We start from the raw sequence: 18,641 nt of genomic DNA, 5'->3' as shown, positions 1-18,641 counted from the left end.
ATATTTATCAATAAAATAATTAAGCAAGCTTGTTAACAGCAAGTGTTAAACGGGAAATCTTTCTTGAAGCGTTGTTCTTGTGGTAGATTCCCTTTGAAGCAGCCTTGCTGATCTCGGATGTAGCAACCTGAAGTGCAGCTTCTGCAGCAGCCTTATCGTTTGCCTCGATAGCAGCCTCAACCTTCTTAACTAAAGTCTTAATCTTAGACTTGATCATTTTGTTTCTTAAAGTCTTTGTCTCGATAACAAGAATTCTCTTCTTTGCGGATTTGATATTAGCCAAACCTGACACCTCCATAAAATATTATAATAGTTTAAGTTTATATAATTATCACTTTGGTCAAGACACGAACAATCCGTCCACACCACTAGACAGATTGGACCAGTGAAAATTTCTAATTGTGTTCACACACAAACCATAGAATAGCAAAAAGCCATTTTTCTGTCAATACTTTTTGATGAAAAAACCCGTAAAAACCTAAATTTTAGCTTGCAGAATAGTCCTGGATCATCTTATCGTAATCTGCGATTGGCATAGGTTTTGCAAACAGGAAGCCCTGACCGATTTCACAGTTGATGGAACTGAGCATTTCCAGCTGTTCGACAGTCTCGATGCCTTCGCTGACAACGCGGATATCGAGGGTGTGTGCCATCTCGATGATACTGCGCAGGATGCTGATTGCATTTTTGTCGTTTGTCGTTGACCGGGACAAGAAATCATGGTCAAGCTTGATGACATCGATCGGCAGATCCTTGAGCAGTGTAAGGGAAGAGTAGCCAGTTCCAAAATCGTCCATGTTGATGATGAAATCCATCGATTTCAGCTTGTTCAACACATCGATCATCTGTGAGTAATTCTCAGAGAAAATACTCTCGGTGATTTCGAATTCCAGATAATGATGTGGAATGTAGTACTTCTCGACGATCTCCTGTACTTTTGACAGGAAGTCCGGATGCGCCAGCGTTACCCGTGACAGGTTCACGGAGAACGGAATGACGTAGATGTCGGAATCGAGATACCGGCGGATGGACTTACAAGCCTGCTCGAGCATGAAACAGTCGATCTGATAGATGAAACCGTTCTTCTCGAAGGATGGGATAAAGGCTGCCGGTTCCAAAAATCCCTTGGAAGGAGATAACCAGCGCACCAGAAGTTCTCCACCGATCAGGCTCTTCGATGCAATATCGTACTTTGGCTGTACATATGCACAGAATTCGTTGTTCTCAAGGGCACCGTGGATGCTGTTCTCAAGCTGTGCATCGTTCAATACCTTCTTGTGGTATTCGTCATCATAGAATGCATACGATACGCCGGTTGAAGCATCGATGGACTTGCCAGCCATCATTGCGCGGTCGACTAAGCGGTTGATGCTGTAGCTGTGCATTGTTTCGTCGATGATAAGAATTCCGGTCGTGAAGTCTACGACGAACCGATCCTGAATGGCAAGGCATGCATCATGCACCTCTGCCTTGATGTTGTTGAAGATGGACATAAACTGATCTTCTGCCTTGTAGTGAATCAGCATGATGTAAGTATCGCTGATGACACGGGCAAATGTCTCACCTTCCTGCATATATTTGTTCAATACATCTGCGACTGCCTTGAGCGTCTGATCGCCCACATTATGACCATAGGTTTCGTTGATGTATTTGAAGTTCTTGATGTTAAAGTAGAACATAACATAATCGGTGTCCGGGTTGTCGTTTAAGATTGCCTGTGCATCGACCTTGAACTTCTCGAAGTTTCCATATCCGGTTACAATATCGCGGTAAGAAGCCTCGGCAATGCGCTTTTCGATGTTGATGTTCTGCTCGAGTTCCTTGCGGAGCTGTTCTGCCTTTGTCTCCTTGTGTGCGGAGGTTGAAATCAAAAATGTATGGCTGCCGGAACTCCAGTTGATCGTTGTCATATGGACATCCAGCGGCTCGTCGAGCGTGCGATTGTGCTTGATGCAGCCAACAGTCGGATTACTGTCAGAGATCTTATGTACCGGACAATCACGGCAAGGCCCGCTTTCCTGCTGCAGGCAGGTGTAGCATTTGCTGTTTAAAGCAAGTTTTGGGAAATATTCCCGCGCACATTCGTTGAAATACATGACGTCGTAGGAGTCCTTGTCGACAACGACCATCGGATTCTGTACGAGATCAAACGCCTTGATCGTGTCATCACGCAGCAATGACATCGCACGGTTTGCCTGTTTTGTCTTGATCGCTTCTCCGAACAGGCGGAAGATCTGCTTAAATGCGGTCAATGTCTGCGCGTTCCATGTGACGTCTTTGTCCATGGAATAGAAGCTGATAAAGCCAATCCGTTTGCCGTTTGTATTGATATCGCACTGCATGAGCTTGCGGATGCCTTCCGCATACGGGTTCATGCTTGCGGTGTTTGTCTTGATCAAAGATGTATCGGAGGAATAGGTAATGCCGTCCGTTCCCATCGCAGATAATTCCTCCAGAATCGCAGCAGGCGTATGCTGGCGGAGCGTCATATCGTTGTTGATTCCCTTTTTGCACCATTGATGCGTACAGTCAACGAAGCTCTTGTTGTAGCTGTATTCCCAGATGCTGATCTTGTCGATGGCGTAGTGCTCGCCTACGATTGCCATTGCCTGTTCGATCGCAGTGTAGGTGTTGGTGCTGGCAAACAGTGTAGAAAGCAGGGAATCTAAAAGAGCAGAGGTTTCTGTTTCTTTTACTGTCGGCTCGGAACGATCATTTTCGTACTTCCCACGTTCCATATCATCGGCATAGAAGAAGTAGCCGTTCTTGCCGTTTAACTTCGCCTGATACAGGGCAGTATCAGCATTTTCCAGCAGGACGTTATATGGAATCTGCTGGTTCGTTGCGGCGATACCGATACTGAGTGTGACCTTGCAATCGTGCTGGTACAGCTCACGCAGACGATCGGCGATCATAACGGCTTTTTCGCTTGCAAGCTGGGTATCTAACACATTGGACAAAAATACGCAGAATTCGTCGCCGCCGAGACGCCCGGCAATGCCGTAATCGCCTTTGAATTCCTGCAGCGCCTTTGCGATGTCGACGATGACTTCGTCACCCTTCAAATGTCCAAATGTATCATTGATCTTCTTGAAATCATCAATATCGACCAACATCAGAACCTGATAGCTGTTTCCGTTTAGTTCACGCAGGGATGCTTGAATTTTGCTCTCGGTTGTCGCCTTGTTGTAAAGTCCGGTCATCTGATCGGTCTCTGCACGGATCAGAAGCTTTTGCTGTTCCACCTTCTGGGCATGGATATTCCGGAGCAGACCAACGACACGAAGCGGCGTTCCCTCCTCGTCGTAGATGGTGGAGAATGTGGAGAAGTACCACTGGAAACCACCATTTTTCGTATTTAATTTGAACTCTGTCGAATGATATTCTGTGCCGGCTTTTGCCAGATAAAACAGCTCCTCGATCGCGGACTGTGTATCGTAAGAGACGAGTCCCATCTTGAGCATATTTTCGGTCGGGTTCTCAATCACAGATTCACCTTCAAAGATATGGTTGAACTTCTCGGCAAAGGTGATCGTATCGGTTGCAATATCATATTCGTAAGGAAGTTCCTCAGAGATATCAGAGATGATCAGATATTTCTGCTCTTCAAGCATTGCCTTTGTCTCTGCAATCTTCAGACTTGTAATATCTGACATAACGAGGTTTACAACTGGGAAGCCTTGTTCCTCGGAACCGGAGCGGGCGATGACTGCATTGACCCATTTGATATTGCCATCCGCACACTGGATACGGAAGTTCATGATCTTGGAATTCTCCTCGTTTTCCGTCAGGTCAGCGAGTGCGTCAATCACAAGCGCCAGATCCTCACTCAATACGAGCTGCAGTGTGCTCTTGCCGAACTTCTCCTTGTAATCATGCTCAGAGTAGCCGCACATATCATAAAAGAAATTATTTGCCCATAAAAGAGAGAGATTGTTGTCGAGCAGATGCTTGCTCACGCCGCTCGGAACGGTATTTGCGAAAATCTCCAGATCGGTCTTGGCACGGACGGTCTCGTTCGCTGCATTTTCCAGATTCGTGATATCGGTAAAAACGCACTGTAATACGTCACGACCATCGTTCAAAGAAAATGCCTGTCCGTTGCAAAGCACCGTCAGAACCGTACCGCTCTTTGTCACGATCCGATGCTGGATACTGATCAGATTCGAGATACTTAACTGATAGTTCATGGAGGCGATCACTTCTGTGAAGTCCTCCACATATAACAGATTATCCAGGGTACAGATCTTCTTGGACAATTCACGCGGAGAATACCCGGTCATTGTACAAAGTCCCTGGTCAAAGTCTAAAATATTGTATGGTGCATCTGTCTCCAAGACAAATGTAGCCACGTCATTTCCATTTACAAAATTGCTTGATGCCATTATCGCCCCACCACCTCATGCTGTATAAAAAAACTACTATTATTATAGAGGAAAACAGCATATGACGCAAGGCAAAAATGACGCAGAATTCCAGCGATATTGGACGCATTTATAAAATGGTTTCTTTACTTTGCAGGGCGGAAATGGTAAAATAAATAAGCTTATAGGTTTTTAAGATTTTACAGGAAAAAGATAGTAATCAATTATTATGAAAAGAGAAGAATATAGAAAGTTTCAATGGCTGGCGAGTGTCTGCATTGCGGTGTTTATTTTGAGCTTTGCTGTGTGCCTGCTGGCGTTCAACCGGAGTGTGTACCGGCTTTCATCGACGGATTACTGCAACGGTGCGACGGTGGAGATCAGCAAGGCAGAGGCAGAGCTTTACTACGGACAGATTGCAGATTCGTATTGTCGCTTTTTTACAGGAAAATACAGGATTGCAGGATATGAATTATCGGACGAAAATGTGCATCAGCTGAACCGATTGAAAGGGTATTACCGGTTCGCATGGATTTTAACCATTGCATCGCTGGCTGGGATGATATACAGTTTTCGCAGGCTTTGGCGCAGGCGGGAGACGATGCCATGTTTTTATGGAAGTGCAGGCGGCGCGTGTCTGGTGGCGCTTTTGATGCTGCGGATCGTGACATCAAAAAGAGAGGTCTATGCAGGACTTCGGAATATGATATTCCGTGGCGATTATGGCTATTTTTCTTCCGGAGATGTGCTGTGTAAGATTCTGCCGGAAACCTTTGCAAGGAATCTGGCGTTGCTATATCTTGGCATAGTTGCAGCGGAGATTTTTGTGTTTGTGATGATTCGTGTGTGTGTCCGTCTGGCGGGGCGACCACACCGGTTTTAGATTTAGAGAAGGATATTTTTAAGGAGGGTTACAAAATATGAACAAACGACTGGAAGATTGGGTAAACTGGATTTTGTACGATGAATTGAAAAATGGGGTTATCAATGCACCGAAGCATCTGCTCGGAAACCATGTTTATGGCGATGGACAGGTGATCACCGTATATCGTCCATATGCAGAGAAAGTCTGCGTCGAATCTCCGACAGGCAAAAACCGTGAGGAGATGGAATGTCTGGCAGAGGGCTTCTATGGATTTTACAGTGCAAAGAAGAAATATAAGGGAACAAAATACCGCATCGAGACAACCTATCAGGATGGTACAACGGTTGTGACTGCCGATGCATACGCGTTTGACTCACAGATCACAGAGTTTGACACATATCTTTTTGCAGAGGGCAAGCACTATGATGTCTACGAAAAGTTTGGTGCGCATCCGATGACAATCGATGGTGTGAAGGGAACATACTTCGCAGTATGGGCACCGCATGCGAGACGTGTCAGTGTCGTAGGTGATTTTAACATGTGGGATGGCGCACTCAACCCGATGCAGATGATGCAGACCTCCGGTATCTATGAGCTGTTTATCCCGGATGTAGCTCCGGGGGCTGTCTACAAATATCAGATTCTGACAAGAGACGGTGAAATCTTATACAAGGCAGATCCATATGGAAACCAGTGTCAGGTAAGACCGGACAATGCGAATGTCGTTGCGGATCTGACCGGATATAAGTGGAAGGATACGGACTGGATCGAGAACCGGAAGCAGCAGACGCGTGAGACCGAGCTGAAAAAGCCGATGGCAATTTATGAGTGCCACCTCGGTTCGTGGAAGAAGAAAATTGAGGATTCAGATTTTGGATTCTATACCTACCGTGAGCTTGCAAAGATGCTCTGCGATTATGTAAAGAAGATGGGATACACCCATGTCGAGCTGATGGGTATTGCAGAGTATCCATTTGATGGATCATGGGGTTATCAGGTAACGAATTATTATGCACCGACCAGCCGTTATGGCTCGCCGGAGGATTTCATGTATTTTGTAGATCACATGCATGAAAACGGCATCGGTGTGATCTTGGACTGGGTGCCGGCACATTTCCCGAGAGATGAGCACGGACTTGGAAGATTTGATGGCATGCCGCTTTATGAGCATCCGGATCCAAGACGCGGCGAGCATCCGGACTGGGGAACCTATATCTTTGATTTTGGAAGAAATGAGGTCTCTAACTTCTTAACAGCCAATGCGTTGTTCTGGGTGGAGAAGTTCCATGTGGATGCATTGCGTGTGGATGCGGTCGCTTCTATGTTGTATCTGGATTACGGAAAGCAGGATGGACAGTGGCTGCCGAATAAAGATGGTGGAAATGAGAATTACGATGCAATCGAACTGCTCCGCAAGATCAATACGGTTATGGAAGAGCGCAATCCGGGCGCGTTCCTGATTGCGGAAGAGTCTACGGCATGGGCAGGTGTCACAGCACCGGCAAGCATGAAGGGGCTTGGCTTCCTGTACAAGTGGAATATGGGATGGATGAATGACTTCTTGGAGTATATGAAGATGGATCCATATTTCCGTTCATTTAATCACAACCGACTGACATTCAGCCTGTCATATACATATGCAGAGAATTATGTGCTTGTGATTTCACACGATGAGGTCGTACATCTCAAGTGCTCCATGCTCAACAAGATGCCGGGTGTAGAAATGGATAAGTTCGCAAACCTGCGTACGGCTTATGGATTTATGTATGGACATCCGGGCAAGAAGCTTTTGTTCATGGGACAGGAGTTCGGACAGCTTCGTGAGTGGAGTGAGGCAAGAAGTCTTGACTGGTTCTTATTAGATCAGCCTCTGCATAAGAAGATGCAGAAATGGGTGGCAGATCTGAACCATATGTATACAACCTATGACGCATGCTACTACAATGACAACAATCAGATGGGATTCGAGTGGACCAAGGTCGATGATGCAAATACAAGTATTATCGCGTTTGTGCGTCGTGGAAAGACGGTGAAGGATCAGTTGTTGTTCGTATGCAATTTCGTTCCGGTAGAGCGTAAGGATTACTGGATTGGAGTGCCTTGCCTGACCGAGTATGAGGAGATCATCAATTCGGATGCGAAGATCTACGGCGGTTCCGGTACGAAAAACGGTAAGGTAAAGGCATTTGAAGAAAAGTGTGATCGTATGCCGTATGCGATCAGCATTGATATCGCACCGCTTTCCATGATGGTATTCAAGTATGATTATGTAGATAAGAAGCCAGCCATAGCAAAGAAAGCGGCTGTGGCAAAGACTTCCACAGAAAATAAGTCAGTAGAAAAAAAGACGACGAAATAATGGCAGAAAGATATGAGTAAGAAAAAAGCAGATAAGAAAAAAGGCGGATTTGTGCGGGCAATCAGGAATATATTTGTGTTCCTGATTGCGTGTGCGCTGCTGATCCTTCTTGGGTTGACAGGAATCTATATCTATGTTAAACATGATGTGAATCCCCGTCTGCTGAAAGAGGAGGACGCAACTGCACTTTCGGATGTGGATTGTATTATCATTCTTGGGGCATCTGTAAAGAATGGAGATACACCGAGTCCGATGCTGCGGGATCGATTGGATGAGGGGATTGCACTTTACAAGGCAGGCTGTGCACCGAAGATACTGATGAGTGGTGACCACGGCAGCGAATATTATAACGAAGTCAGTGTCATGAAGAACTATGCGATCAAGCAGGGCGTTCCGTCGGAGGATATTTTCCTGGATCATGCGGGATTTTCTACTTATGAGAGTATGTACCGTGCCAGAGCAATCTTTGGCGCGGAAAAAGTTGTGATCGTCACGCAGAAATATCATTTGACACGTGCGGTCTACAATGCCAAGAATCTCGGTATGGATGCATATGGAGTGGCGGCAGCATCGATTAACTACGGTGGACAGACCATCCGGAATATCCGCGAGTATCTGGCAATCAGCAAGGACTTTGTTATGACATTTATCAAACCGGAGCCGACTGTACTTGGTAACCCGATTTCCTTAGATGGAAGCGGGGATGTTACCAACGGCGCAGATTAACATAGACACAGAAAAGAGGAGGAGCGAAGAGCGTGAAGATGATTTCATTGGAAGAAGAATTGAAGGGCAATGCGTACCCGGGCAGAGGTATCGTAATCGGAAAGTCACAGGATGGCAAGAAGGCGGTAACTGCATATTTCATTATGGGACGCAGCGTAAATTCACGGAACCGTGTATTTACAGAGACAGAGGATGGCATAAGAACAGAGGCAGCAGATCCTTCCAAGCTGACAGACCCACATCTGATCATCTATGCACCGGTGCGTGTATTAGGCAACAAGACAATCGTGACAAATGGAGATCAGACCGATACGATTTACGAGTTGATGGATAAGCAGCAGACATTTGAGCAGTCTTTACGCACGCGAGAATATGAGGATGATGCACCAAATTATACACCACGTATTTCCGGCATTATGCATGTGGAAAATGGTTCGTATAATTATGCAATGTCCATCTTAAAATCCGCAGACGGAAATCCGGATTGCTGTGAGAGATTTACATTCTCTTATACAAATCCACTTCCGGGAACCGGACATTTCATTCACACCTATATGGGTGATGGCAATCCACTTCCAAGCTTTGAGGGTGAGCCGAAGCTGGTTGCAATCCCGGATGATATGGATGCATTTACCGATATGCTGTGGAACTCTTTGAATGAGGATAACAAGGTATCTTTGTTTGTTCGCTATATCGATATCGAGACAGGTAAGGCAACATCAAAGATTATCAATAAATACGACAGAGTCTAAGAAAGCGGAGGATGAAAAATCATGGCAAACGAAATTATGCTTAAGTATGGATGTAACCCGAATCAGAAACCATCTCGTATCTACATGGAGGATGGAAGCGAGCTTCCAGTCAAGGTGATCAATGGCAAGCCGGGTTATATCAACTTTTTGGATGCATTTAACGGCTGGCAGCTTGTAAAGGAGCTGAAAGAAGCAACCGGACTTCCGGCAGCAACTTCCTTCAAGCATGTATCTCCGGCGGGTGCGGCTGTGGGACTTCCGCTTGATGATACATTGGCAAAGATCTACTGGGTAGACGATCTCGGCGAGCTTTCTCCACTGGCATGTGCCTACGCGAGAGCCAGAGGTGCCGATCGTATGTCTTCGTTCGGTGATTTCATTGCACTTTCTGATGTGTGTGATAAGGATACAGCAAGACTGATCAAGCGTGAGGTATCCGATGGTGTGATTGCGCCGGGCTACACAGATGAGGCAATTGAGCTTCTGATGCAGAAGAAAAAGGGCAATTACAATATTATTCAGATTGATCCTTCATATGTACCAGCTCCAATCGAGCACAAGCAGGTATATGGCATCACATTTGAGCAGGGAAGAAATGAGCTTCCAATCAACGATGAATTGCTTTCAAACATTGTGACAAAGAACAAGGATCTTCCAGAATCTGCAAAGAACGATATGAAGATTGCTCTGATCACGCTGAAATATACACAGTCAAATTCTGTATGCTATGTAAAGAACGGACAGGCAATCGGTATCGGTGCCGGTCAGCAGTCCCGTGTACATTGTACAAGACTTGCCGGACAGAAGGCAGATAACTGGTATCTCCGTCAGGCACCACAGGTTCTGAATCTGCAGTTTGTAGATTCACTGGGACGTGCAGACCGTGACAATGCAATCGATGTCTACATCGGTGATGAGTATGAGGATGTACTTCGCGAGGGCGAATGGCAGAAGCGTTTCAAGGTAAAGCCACCGGTATTTACACGTGAGGAGAAGCGTGCTTGGCTCGATGGAAATACTGATGTAACACTTGGTTCTGATGCATTCTTCCCATTCTCTGATAATGTAGAGCGTGCAAAGAAGAGTGGTGTGAAGTATATCGCACAGCCGGGTGGTTCTGTACGTGATGATCTTGTCATCGAGTGTGCAGACAAGTACGATATGGTTATGGCATTTACAGGAATCCGTCTGTTTCATCACTAATCGGATGTTGTAAAGCGAAATAATAGTAGAAAGAAAAATGTGAATCCGCAAGGTCAGAAATGGCTTTGCGGATTTTTGTAATGTGTGCCGAATAATATTGTAAAATCCAATAGAAATCTTATTTGACATATGACGGAATATCCGATATAATTCAAGCATGTATGCTCGGAAGAAGTCTGAGCAAATATGTCGTGAAAGAAAGGAAAATAGAGATGGCTGAGAAGAAAAATCTGTTGACTAGAGAAGGTCTTCGTAAGTTAGAGGACGAGTTACAGGACTTAAAGGTAAATAGACGTCAGGAAATTGCACAGAAGATCAAAGAAGCAAGAGAGCAAGGAGACTTGTCAGAGAACGCCGAGTACGATGCTGCAAAGGACGAGCAGAGAGATATCGAGGCTCGCATCGAAGAAATCGAGAAGATCCTGAAGTATGCAGAGGTTGCTGACGAAGAAGAAGTAGAGCAGGGTGTTGTAAACTTTGGTTCTGAGGTATCTATTCTGGATATCGATATGGATGAGGTAAATACATTCAAGATCGTTGGTTCTACTGAGTCCAATATTCTGGAAGGAAAGCTTTCCAATGAATCTCCACTTGGCATGGCTATTTTGAAGAAACGTGTAGGCGAGACAGTCACAGTGGAAGCACCAGACGGAAACTTTGATTACCGTATTTTGGATATTCGATAAGAAAGAGAGAGTTAAAAAGTGGCAGAGAATAAGCAGCAGGATACAAACAAGCTGTTGCAGGTGCGTCGCGACAAGCTCGCAGAGCTGCAGGCAGCAGGAAAAGATCCATTTGAGATTACGAAATATGATGTGACAAATCACAGTGAAGATGTAAAGGAAACTTACATTGCGCATGAAACAGAGCTTCTGGCAGGCAGACCGGCACCGGATGTAGAGGGACTGGATGACGAGCAGAAGAAGGAAGTTCTGGCAAACGATTACAATGAGAGAAGAACAATCATGGATGGCTCTCCGATTCATGTAAGTATTGCCGGACGTATGATGTTTAAGCGTGTCATGGGTAAGGCATCTTTCTGTAACATTCAGGATTTGAAGGGAAATATTCAGGTCTATGTTGCAAGAGACCAGATCGGCGAAGAAAGCTATGCAGATTTCAAAAAGTCTGATATTGGAGATATTTATGGTGTGAAGGGATATGCATTCCGTACAAAGACGGGTGAGATTTCCATTCATGCCGAGGAGATGACACTTCTGTCAAAGTCTTTGCAGATCCTTCCGGAGAAGTTCCATGGACTGACTGATACGGATATGCGTTATCGTCAGAGATACGTAGACCTGATCATGAACCAGGAAAGCAAGGCAGTGTTCATCAAGCGTTCGCAGATTCTGAAGGAGATCCGTAATTTCCTTGCAGGTCGTGATTTCATGGAAGTTGAGACACCAATGCTCGTATCGAATGCAGGTGGTGCCGCAGCAAGACCATTTGAGACACATTACAATGCATTAAATGAGGATGTAAAGCTTCGTATCTCACTGGAATTATATCTGAAGAGACTGATCGTTGGCGGACTGGAAAGAGTGTTCGAAATCGGTCGTGTATTCCGTAATGAGGGTGTGGATACCCGTCACAATCCGGAGTTTACATTGATGGAGTTGTATCAGGCATATACCGATTACGAGGGCATGATGGAACTGACAGAGTCTATGTTCCGTTACCTTGCAGAGAAGGTATGTGGCAGTACAAAGATTTCTTACAATGGTATTGAAATCGATTTTGGTAAGCCATTTGAGCGTCTGACAATGAATGACGCGATCAAGAAATATACAGGTATTGATTTTGATCAGGTAGCAGATGATGCAGAGGCGAAGAAGCTGGCTGACGAGCACCATATCGCATACGAGGATCGTCATAAGAAGGGTGATATTATCAACCTGTTCTTCGAGGAGTTCTGTGAGGAGAAGCTGATCCAGCCAACATTTATTATGGATCATCCAATCGAGATTTCTCCACTTACGAAGAAGAAGCCTTCAGACCCAAGCAAGGTAGAGCGTTTCGAGCTCTTCATCAATACATGGGAGATGTGTAATGCATACTCCGAGCTGAACGATCCAATCGATCAGCGAGAGCGTTTCGCCGCACAGGATGCAAATGCAGCTGCAGGTGATGACGAGGCAGAGCATACAGATGAAGATTTCCTGAATGCTTTGGAGATCGGTATGCCTCCAACGGGTGGCATCGGTTACGGTATCGACCGTCTGGTGATGCTGCTTACAGATTCGCAGGCAATCCGTGACGTACTTCTCTTCCCGACGATGAAGAGCTTGGATAAATAAACCTAGTGTTTATGCGGGGTTGAGGCATTTGAGTACGTCAAAGGACGCATTAAAAGACGCATTTTGACATAGTCATTTACATCAGTATGAAAGAGTACACAATCTGAAAAGAAAAAGATTCAATCAAATATGAACTACTAAGAGGACATTTTCTAAAGAAATTTAGAAGATGTCCTCTTTTTTGCGTTATGGAGAAAATACGTCATTTGTTATGAAGTCAAAGTGAAAGGAGCACAGCAATGAATGAATCAAAGAAGAAAGATAGATATGAGGATGCAAAAAAGTTTGTAAGATATTCAGATGGTGCAAAAATGTACAGTATGGGAATGACAAAATTTCAAGAAGTGGCTAAGGATGCCAAGGCTTGTTATAAAATTGGTCAGCTTGTACTTGTTAATACAGAAATATTGGATAAGTATCTTGAAACTTTTCATATTACAGATTCTGAGTTTTATAAGTAGGTGATGTTATGGTAAATACATTGAGTGGTTCAGTTTGTGCCTATAGAAAAGAAACTGTAAAACCAAGATTTATTCGTATTGATGAGGTAATGGCTTTATTAGATGTAACACAAGATGAGGCAATGGATATAGCGTTGGCTGCTGGAGCAAGATATCAGCTTGCAAAGATTATATTAGTACATAAGGAAAGGTTGATGAAATTTATGAAACATTCTGCAAGAGTTCCTAGTTCAAATAAAATTGTGGAAAAGAAGTTTGTGAGAATCGGAGAGGGTTCAATGACTTACAGCATAGGACATCATAGATTTATCGAAATGGCTAGAGCAGCTGGGGCTGTATATAAGATAGGCGAAGCAAAAGGAAATACTATTCTGATTAATCTGGAGGTGTTTGATGAATATATGGAGCAATTCAGAGAACCGCCAACAGAAATGAAACATCCATTGCCAAATGTGAAAGGAGACTGATGAATGAGTTACTCATATAAGTGCTATTCAGATACAAAGGATTTTATGAAAAAATTTGTCAATGCAGAGGAAGGAGCGATTATTTATGGGATAAGTAAATCGAGAATCATAGTAATTGCGAGAGAGGCAGGAGCAGTCTATAAAGTCGGTAATTCAGCATTAATCAATACGGAATTATTTGAAAAATATCTTGAACGATTCAGAGAGCCGGCAAGAGAACTGCCTAAGCATACATGGAACAAATTAAAGGAAATGACAAATACACCAAAAACTGGTGAAAATTCGTAAAAATACACCAGTGGTGTCACTTCCGTAAAATTAAAGTGCATTGTAGAATATCAATTGTCCAAGAGAGATTGGACATAACAATTGAATAATCAGTTACAGATTTGCAAAGTAGTTTGCACTACAGAATTTCTGTAGGTAGTAAAATTACGGGGCATGTACCTGGAGGATGAAAGTCACAGCTATCATATTAGTAGTCTGATGGATCGAAAGATGAAGGGCGAGAAGCTGGATGGAAATCTGGTAAAAGGAATCGGCATGTTGCGTAAGGATAATTAACCACAGAGGGCGAGAAGTTCGTCCTTATCCTCAAAAGGCTAAAAGAGGAGATAGTGCTTCTGATAATTCAGAAGGGCGTCGTGAAACACATTTTGTGGCTCGTCTGTAACTCCCGGAGGTGAGAACACCTCTTTGTACACGGGGCGATATAGGAGTCTAGTGTACTGTATCATTGATATTTAGTATATCTGCCACTTTAATTAAAAAGTGACAGATGATAGTGTCGGATACAGTGATATCAGTTTTTCCCGTGCATCCCCTGTTTGGAAATGCCACTGTATCTTAGCTGTATCCCAATTACGTTCCATTTCCCATGCTGATAACTCACATTTAAGTTTGTCAAGGGTGGATATTCGACGCGAAAGACATTGGCGTGTCATTACATTAAGCTCAATTTCAGCCATGTCAAGCCAACTTCCATGTTTAGGCGTATAGTGGATTTCCAGTCGTTTTATGATCCTTCTTGCTTCTGATGGTGGAAATGCTTTATAAAGTGAAGCAGCTTTATGGGTGTTTAAATTGTCCATTACCAGTATGATTTTCTTTGCATCTGGAAACATTTCATCTGACAGATATTTGATTTCCATTGCCCAGTCAATTGCAGTACGGTGTTCATGGACACTCACATGGTGTCTGCCGCCAAGTGGTTCAACAAAAGCAAATATGCTGCAGGTGCCATTCCTCTTATATTCGGAATCCGTTTTCTGGTTGTCACCCGGACGAACAGGCAGTGGCTGCCTTACATCATCCAAAAGCTGGTATGGCTTTTCATCCATACAGACAACAGGGTACATCGGGTCATATGGGAGTTCATAAACATCAAGGACATCTTCCATGCAGGCTACAAAATCAGCATCTTCTTTTGACGGAATACACCAGTAGTCATTCATGTGAGGTCGAAGTTTATTTTTTTTAAAGCCCTGCCGATGGTATCTTTACTGACTGGAACATCAAGTACAATTTTTGCCTGTTCTTCCAGCAGACGGAGTGTCCAGCGGGAATGTCCTTCCGGTGCAGGACTGCACGCAATTTCAATAATACGAGCCTCAGCACGCCCATCAAATTTTCTGCGTGCATTATCAGAATTGACATTCCGGTTCATTGTACGGATACCCTGGATGCCTTTTTCGGAATAAAGCTTTACAGTATTCATGATAGTAGCCATACATACGCAATTTGTTTTGGCAGACTGTGCATGGGTAAGAACTTTACCGTGTGCCTCATCTAGATCAATGATAATCTGGCATCTGTTTCGAACAGTTTTGGTTGTTTGCTTTTTACGCATAACAGATTTTAGTTCCTTGAGTTCGTCATCCGTTAATGAAATATTATATTTTTTTGGTCTTGCCATCTAAAATCACCGCCGTTTCTTTTTAGTATATCATGAAACGGTTTGTCAGACCATAAAATTAATTAAATATCAATGATACAGTACACTAGAAGACTGGCGTGTACCTACATGCTTAGCATTAAGCATAGCCATGTAGACTATATCACTTCCAAATTCAAATTTTGTCTATATGGCAACTAATTTGAAGGAGGACAAAGTGATGATGGGATTTAGCATAGCATTTATAATTATTGTTCTTATCGTATTGTATTCATTAGCAAGGACAGCAGGTGAGTCGGACAGGATATTGGAAAATATAAGAGAGCAATCACTCCTTGGAAGGGAGGAGAGCTCTGGTGGGAACAGTTGAAAAAAGAGATAAGCATAAGAAACGCAGGTTTGTATCTCCAGAAGAAAAGCTTGAAAGAGAATTAAAAGATTGTATGCATTGTAGATTCTTCTGGGGACATAACAACAGATGTGCCAATGGAACATGTTGTAAACCATCTAAGAAAAAAGAACAGAAACTTCCGACGGAATGTGTCGGATGTCCATATTATCGAGGGAATGGTTATTGTTTTCCTTGTATGCGAAAGCTGATAGGAAAGTAGGTGGTTAAGATGTTCAAGTGGCTGTTTAAGAAGAAAGGATGTGCAAAACACATGAATAACAAGTTAGAAGTAATCGGCATTGATCATGGCTGGTCAATGATGAAAACAATCTCTCAGGTATTTGTCACAGGAGTTAAGGAGATTACAACTACTCCGGCACTTTTCGGTGATGTACTTGAGTATGAAGGAAAGTTTTACAAGGTCGGAACTGTAAGGCAGGAAGTAAAGGATACAAAGGTCGAAGATGACAGCTTTTATCTTCTCACTCTTGCAGCAGTTGCTAAGGAACTTAAAAGAAGAGGTCTTGCAGAGGCAAAGGTATTCCTTGCAGTAGGACTTCCACTTACAAGGTTTGGAGCAGAGAAGAATGATTTTATCAAGTACCTGACAAAGAATAAGCGTGTAAGCTTCAAATATGAGAATGAGTCATATCATATTGAAATTGATGATGTGGCAGTATTTCCTCAGTGCTATGCAGCAGTAGTGGACAAGATTCCTGCTATGGCAAAGAAAACACTGATAGTAGATATTGGAAGCTGGACAATCGACATTATGCCGGTAATCAACAAGTCACCGGATGAATCAAAGTGTGTGACGATTCCAAAAGGTCTTATTACCTGTATGCGTTCTATCAATGAGCAGTGTGTAAGACAGCTTAACGGAGAGGTAGACGAGTCAGAGATACAGAACATCATGCGATATGGCAGGTCAGATATTGATGATGAATACTTTGCCATTATCAAGGCTGAGATAGAGGATTTTGTTGATAAGGTATATAACTCAATCCGTGAGTTTGGGTATAACTTAAAGACTACACCGATTGTATTTGTCGGTGGCGGGGCAGTTGTGATGAAGAATTTTGGCAGTCACGATGCAAAGAACATTTCCTATAACCTTGATGTAAAGGCAAATGCAAGAGGATATGAACAGCTTGCCACGATGGGACTTAAAAGCACTAAGCGATTATAATAAGGAGGCAGATGATGGGAAGAAGACTTGAATATGAAGTAAAAACTTCTGTCCGCCTCAACATGAGCAATCCACAGCATGTGAAAATCAATGATGTGATTCAGAACCTTGATCCGAAGATTTTCAAATCTAAGAATCAGTTCATCATAGATGCGATTCAGTTCTACATTGATAATTATGGAAAAGAAACCTTTGTTATCAAGAAGAAGGAAAAAGAGCGGGCTGAATATATCCGGTCAGAAGATATTGATGACATTAAGGAAGAAGTCATTGAAGCAGCAACCAATGAGGCTAGGAAAGAGGTCATAAGGCTGTTAGGCGGAGTGATATCCGGGATGAATGTTGGTCAGCCGGTAATAATGCAGGCAGCCAATAGTGAAGCACAAGAACCTACAGAAGATGTTATGGACGATGCAGATGTTGCAGGACTTGCAATGGGATGGATGTCGAAAGGAGACTGATTATTATGAGAAGAGTTATGGGAGCCGTAGGAACAGTGATTTTAGAGATACTCAAGTGGATATTAAGGATAATTCTTGGAGCGTTGAAGCTGGTCTTAGGACTTGCCAGAATAATTCTTCTTCTATTCGCTATGGTGGCAAGGATATTTCTTTCATTCGTAAGAATGGGCACATTCTGAGAGGAGGTGAGCGTATGCAGGTAAAGGGTTTATTCTTAAATTATAAGAAAAACAGAAGACTTATGCAGTATTTCTTTAAAATAAGAGAGCTGGTATAATGAAAGGAGTTTAAGATGCACAGAATACGGGACAGTCCTATGTGTCCCGTGCATTACAGATAAATAGTTCACCGCAAGGGTGGATGGCACGGAACACAAAGCCCGTCCCCCTTGCGGAGAAGGGATGGGCGATTACTATGAAGAAGATAAGTATTATCTTATTATCCGCAGTACTGGTCTTTTCAATGGCTGACTGTAATGGTGGTAAGGAAAAGGCTGATAATCAGACAGAGAAACAGACGGAAAGCGTAAAGCCAACTGAAGAAGCAGAAATGGCAGCGGAAGCTGTCACAGAGGTCACAACCGAAGCTGGAAGTGAAGAGACAGAGAAAGATATTGCCGAGGTTAAAGATTCAGAAGAGAAGACTGATAAGGAAGATAACCAGTCTGCTGATAATGAAACTGCTTCAAAGCAGAAAGAAAAGTCAGAGCAGGATGACGAGCCGGAACAGAAAGCTCCTGCAAGTGGTAATAAGGAAGCTGGTGGAAATCAGAGTAATGCAGGTAATGGTGGTCAGACTACAGACAGTCCGAAAGACAATGTGAGCAATCCACAGCCTGCATCCGTGGCGTACAGTCCACAGAATGTTGTGTCACTTGCAACAGCAAAGTGTCAGGCAGGAGGGATGATTACCACACAGCAGAATTTACAGAATCATTTGAATGACGGCAGTATCACGCAGGAAGAGTACAATGAGTATTATCCTTACGATGGTATGGAAGGCTCTTATTATAGTGTGTTTGTAGAGACAGACCTCAACAAAGCAAGTACCATTGATGGACAGCGGTTATCATCTGAGGATGCAATCGCAGAGTATATTGCAAGTATGTTACTTTTGGAAACAGATCCGGTATTCTACATCAGTTATGATGGAGTTTACACGACAGGCGGCACAGACTATTACGAGTTTCGATGTCACAGATAAATAAAA

At 43.5% G+C, this 18,641-nt stretch carries 20 protein-coding genes; 16 read left to right on the top strand and 4 right to left on the bottom strand.

Annotated elements, in window-relative coordinates:
- Positions 1–19: 19 nt before the first annotated feature.
- Together rpsT and H9Q76_RS11585 are read right to left on the bottom strand one after the other, a co-directional pair.
- Positions 20–283, bottom strand: a complete 264-nt coding sequence (gene rpsT / locus H9Q76_RS11590) for a 30S ribosomal protein S20 (protein WP_021986193.1) — start codon at positions 281–283, stop codon at positions 20–22.
- A gap of 202 nt (positions 284–485) precedes the next feature.
- Complete coding sequence (locus H9Q76_RS11585) at positions 486–4,385, bottom strand: EAL domain-containing protein (protein WP_249321129.1); 3,900 nt, start codon at positions 4,383–4,385, stop codon at positions 486–488.
- Positions 4,386–4,593: 208 nt separating this feature from the next.
- On the opposite strand from H9Q76_RS11585, the gene H9Q76_RS11580 reads away from it, so the two are divergent.
- From H9Q76_RS11580 to H9Q76_RS13805, 11 genes are all read left to right on the top strand, one after another.
- A complete protein-coding gene (locus H9Q76_RS11580) occupies positions 4,594–5,247 on the top strand; it encodes a lipoprotein intramolecular transacylase Lit (RefSeq protein WP_118670929.1) in 654 nt (217 codons plus the stop codon).
- A gap of 37 nt (positions 5,248–5,284) precedes the next feature.
- A complete protein-coding gene (gene glgB / locus H9Q76_RS11575; protein WP_249321128.1) occupies positions 5,285–7,588 on the top strand; it encodes a 1,4-alpha-glucan branching protein GlgB in 2,304 nt (767 codons plus the stop codon).
- A gap of 12 nt (positions 7,589–7,600) precedes the next feature.
- On the top strand, positions 7,601–8,314 hold the full coding sequence (locus H9Q76_RS11570; protein ID WP_249321126.1) for a SanA/YdcF family protein: 714 nt from the start codon (positions 7,601–7,603) through the stop codon (positions 8,312–8,314).
- 32 nt (positions 8,315–8,346) lie between these two features.
- A complete protein-coding gene (locus tag H9Q76_RS11565; RefSeq protein ID WP_118373988.1) occupies positions 8,347–9,066 on the top strand; it encodes an IMP cyclohydrolase in 720 nt (239 codons plus the stop codon).
- A gap of 21 nt (positions 9,067–9,087) precedes the next feature.
- A complete protein-coding gene (locus H9Q76_RS11560) occupies positions 9,088–10,269 on the top strand; it encodes a phosphoribosylaminoimidazolecarboxamide formyltransferase (protein WP_117780130.1) in 1,182 nt (393 codons plus the stop codon).
- 212 nt (positions 10,270–10,481) lie between these two features.
- Positions 10,482–10,955, top strand: coding sequence for a transcription elongation factor GreA (greA, locus tag H9Q76_RS11555; protein ID WP_021986186.1), 474 nt, complete (start codon positions 10,482–10,484; stop codon positions 10,953–10,955).
- Positions 10,956–10,973: 18 nt separating this feature from the next.
- The gene (gene lysS, locus H9Q76_RS11550; RefSeq protein ID WP_249321124.1) at positions 10,974–12,569 is read left to right on the top strand and encodes a lysine--tRNA ligase; all 1,596 of its coding nucleotides are present in this window, start codon (positions 10,974–10,976) and stop codon (positions 12,567–12,569) included.
- A gap of 239 nt (positions 12,570–12,808) precedes the next feature.
- Positions 12,809–13,030 (top strand): DUF6462 family protein, encoded by a 222-nt coding sequence (locus tag H9Q76_RS11545; RefSeq protein WP_005340583.1) that lies wholly within the window; start codon positions 12,809–12,811, stop codon positions 13,028–13,030.
- Positions 13,031–13,038: 8 nt separating this feature from the next.
- Entirely contained in the window at positions 13,039–13,497 is a 459-nt protein-coding gene (locus H9Q76_RS11540) for a DUF6462 family protein (protein WP_004611514.1), read from the top strand.
- 3 nt (positions 13,498–13,500) lie between these two features.
- Positions 13,501–13,785: a DUF6462 family protein gene (locus tag H9Q76_RS11535; protein ID WP_005340582.1), complete on the top strand. Its 285-nt coding sequence runs from the start codon at positions 13,501–13,503 to the stop codon at positions 13,783–13,785.
- A 153-nt stretch (positions 13,786–13,938) separates the two neighbouring features.
- Complete coding sequence (locus tag H9Q76_RS13805) at positions 13,939–14,061, top strand: hypothetical protein (RefSeq protein WP_004611516.1); 123 nt, start codon at positions 13,939–13,941, stop codon at positions 14,059–14,061.
- 200 nt (positions 14,062–14,261) lie between these two features.
- Here the strand turns inward: H9Q76_RS13805 and H9Q76_RS11530 are convergent, their stop codons facing one another.
- Entirely contained in the window at positions 14,262–14,951 is a 690-nt protein-coding gene (locus H9Q76_RS11530; protein WP_249321123.1) for an IS630 family transposase, read from the bottom strand.
- Positions 14,948–15,412 (bottom strand): helix-turn-helix domain-containing protein, encoded by a 465-nt coding sequence (locus H9Q76_RS11525; protein ID WP_006855331.1) that lies wholly within the window; start codon positions 15,410–15,412, stop codon positions 14,948–14,950. The genes H9Q76_RS11530 and H9Q76_RS11525 overlap by 4 nt, the downstream gene beginning before the upstream one ends.
- 199 nt (positions 15,413–15,611) lie before the next feature.
- Between H9Q76_RS11525 and H9Q76_RS11520 the strand changes: the two genes are divergently transcribed.
- From H9Q76_RS11520 to H9Q76_RS11500, 5 genes are all read left to right on the top strand, one after another.
- Positions 15,612–15,761, top strand: coding sequence for a hypothetical protein (locus tag H9Q76_RS11520; protein WP_015567903.1), 150 nt, complete (start codon positions 15,612–15,614; stop codon positions 15,759–15,761).
- Between the two features lie 292 nt (positions 15,762–16,053).
- Positions 16,054–16,971, top strand: a complete 918-nt coding sequence (locus tag H9Q76_RS11515) for a ParM/StbA family protein (protein WP_249321121.1) — start codon at positions 16,054–16,056, stop codon at positions 16,969–16,971.
- 14 nt (positions 16,972–16,985) lie between these two features.
- Positions 16,986–17,432 (top strand): hypothetical protein, encoded by a 447-nt coding sequence (locus tag H9Q76_RS11510; protein WP_005340579.1) that lies wholly within the window; start codon positions 16,986–16,988, stop codon positions 17,430–17,432.
- Between the two features lie 5 nt (positions 17,433–17,437).
- The gene (locus tag H9Q76_RS11505; RefSeq protein ID WP_015516967.1) at positions 17,438–17,611 is read left to right on the top strand and encodes a hypothetical protein; all 174 of its coding nucleotides are present in this window, start codon (positions 17,438–17,440) and stop codon (positions 17,609–17,611) included.
- Between the two features lie 181 nt (positions 17,612–17,792).
- Positions 17,793–18,635 (top strand): ICP22 family protein, encoded by an 843-nt coding sequence (locus H9Q76_RS11500; RefSeq protein ID WP_334298700.1) that lies wholly within the window; start codon positions 17,793–17,795, stop codon positions 18,633–18,635.
- Positions 18,636–18,641: the final 6 nt, after the last annotated feature.

Origin of the sequence: Wujia chipingensis (assembly GCF_014337155.1) — a bacterium.
Classification (GTDB): domain Bacteria; phylum Bacillota; class Clostridia; order Lachnospirales; family Lachnospiraceae; genus Coprococcus_C; species Coprococcus_C hominis.
Note: the sequence above shows the minus strand (reverse complement) of the source record. Positions and strands in the feature narration are given on the sequence as shown.

Excerpts from the sequence above, each read along its gene's own strand:
- H9Q76_RS11520 (WP_015567903.1), top strand. The coding sequence starts at position 15,612 with ATGATGGGATTTAGCATAGCATTTATAATTATTGTTCTTATCGTATTG.
- glgB (WP_249321128.1), top strand. The coding sequence starts at position 5,285 with ATGAACAAACGACTGGAAGATTGGGTAAACTGGATTTTGTACGATGAA.
- H9Q76_RS11585 (WP_249321129.1), bottom strand. The coding sequence starts at position 4,385 with ATGGCATCAAGCAATTTTGTAAATGGAAATGACGTGGCTACATTTGTC.
- H9Q76_RS11525 (WP_006855331.1), bottom strand. The coding sequence starts at position 15,412 with ATGGCAAGACCAAAAAAATATAATATTTCATTAACGGATGACGAACTC.
- H9Q76_RS11500 (WP_334298700.1), top strand. The coding sequence starts at position 17,793 with ATGGCACGGAACACAAAGCCCGTCCCCCTTGCGGAGAAGGGATGGGCG.
- H9Q76_RS11580 (WP_118670929.1), top strand. The coding sequence starts at position 4,594 with ATGAAAAGAGAAGAATATAGAAAGTTTCAATGGCTGGCGAGTGTCTGC.
- H9Q76_RS11515 (WP_249321121.1), top strand. The coding sequence starts at position 16,054 with ATGAATAACAAGTTAGAAGTAATCGGCATTGATCATGGCTGGTCAATG.
- H9Q76_RS11510 (WP_005340579.1), top strand. The coding sequence starts at position 16,986 with ATGGGAAGAAGACTTGAATATGAAGTAAAAACTTCTGTCCGCCTCAAC.
- H9Q76_RS13805 (WP_004611516.1), top strand. The coding sequence starts at position 13,939 with ATGTACCTGGAGGATGAAAGTCACAGCTATCATATTAGTAGTCTGATG.
- H9Q76_RS11570 (WP_249321126.1), top strand. The coding sequence starts at position 7,601 with ATGAGTAAGAAAAAAGCAGATAAGAAAAAAGGCGGATTTGTGCGGGCA.
- H9Q76_RS11540 (WP_004611514.1), top strand. The coding sequence starts at position 13,039 with ATGGTAAATACATTGAGTGGTTCAGTTTGTGCCTATAGAAAAGAAACT.
- H9Q76_RS11560 (WP_117780130.1), top strand. The coding sequence starts at position 9,088 with ATGGCAAACGAAATTATGCTTAAGTATGGATGTAACCCGAATCAGAAA.
- H9Q76_RS11530 (WP_249321123.1), bottom strand. The coding sequence starts at position 14,951 with ATGAATGACTACTGGTGTATTCCGTCAAAAGAAGATGCTGATTTTGTA.
- H9Q76_RS11535 (WP_005340582.1), top strand. The coding sequence starts at position 13,501 with ATGAGTTACTCATATAAGTGCTATTCAGATACAAAGGATTTTATGAAA.
- greA (WP_021986186.1), top strand. The coding sequence starts at position 10,482 with ATGGCTGAGAAGAAAAATCTGTTGACTAGAGAAGGTCTTCGTAAGTTA.
- H9Q76_RS11505 (WP_015516967.1), top strand. The coding sequence starts at position 17,438 with ATGAGAAGAGTTATGGGAGCCGTAGGAACAGTGATTTTAGAGATACTC.
- H9Q76_RS11545 (WP_005340583.1), top strand. The coding sequence starts at position 12,809 with ATGAATGAATCAAAGAAGAAAGATAGATATGAGGATGCAAAAAAGTTT.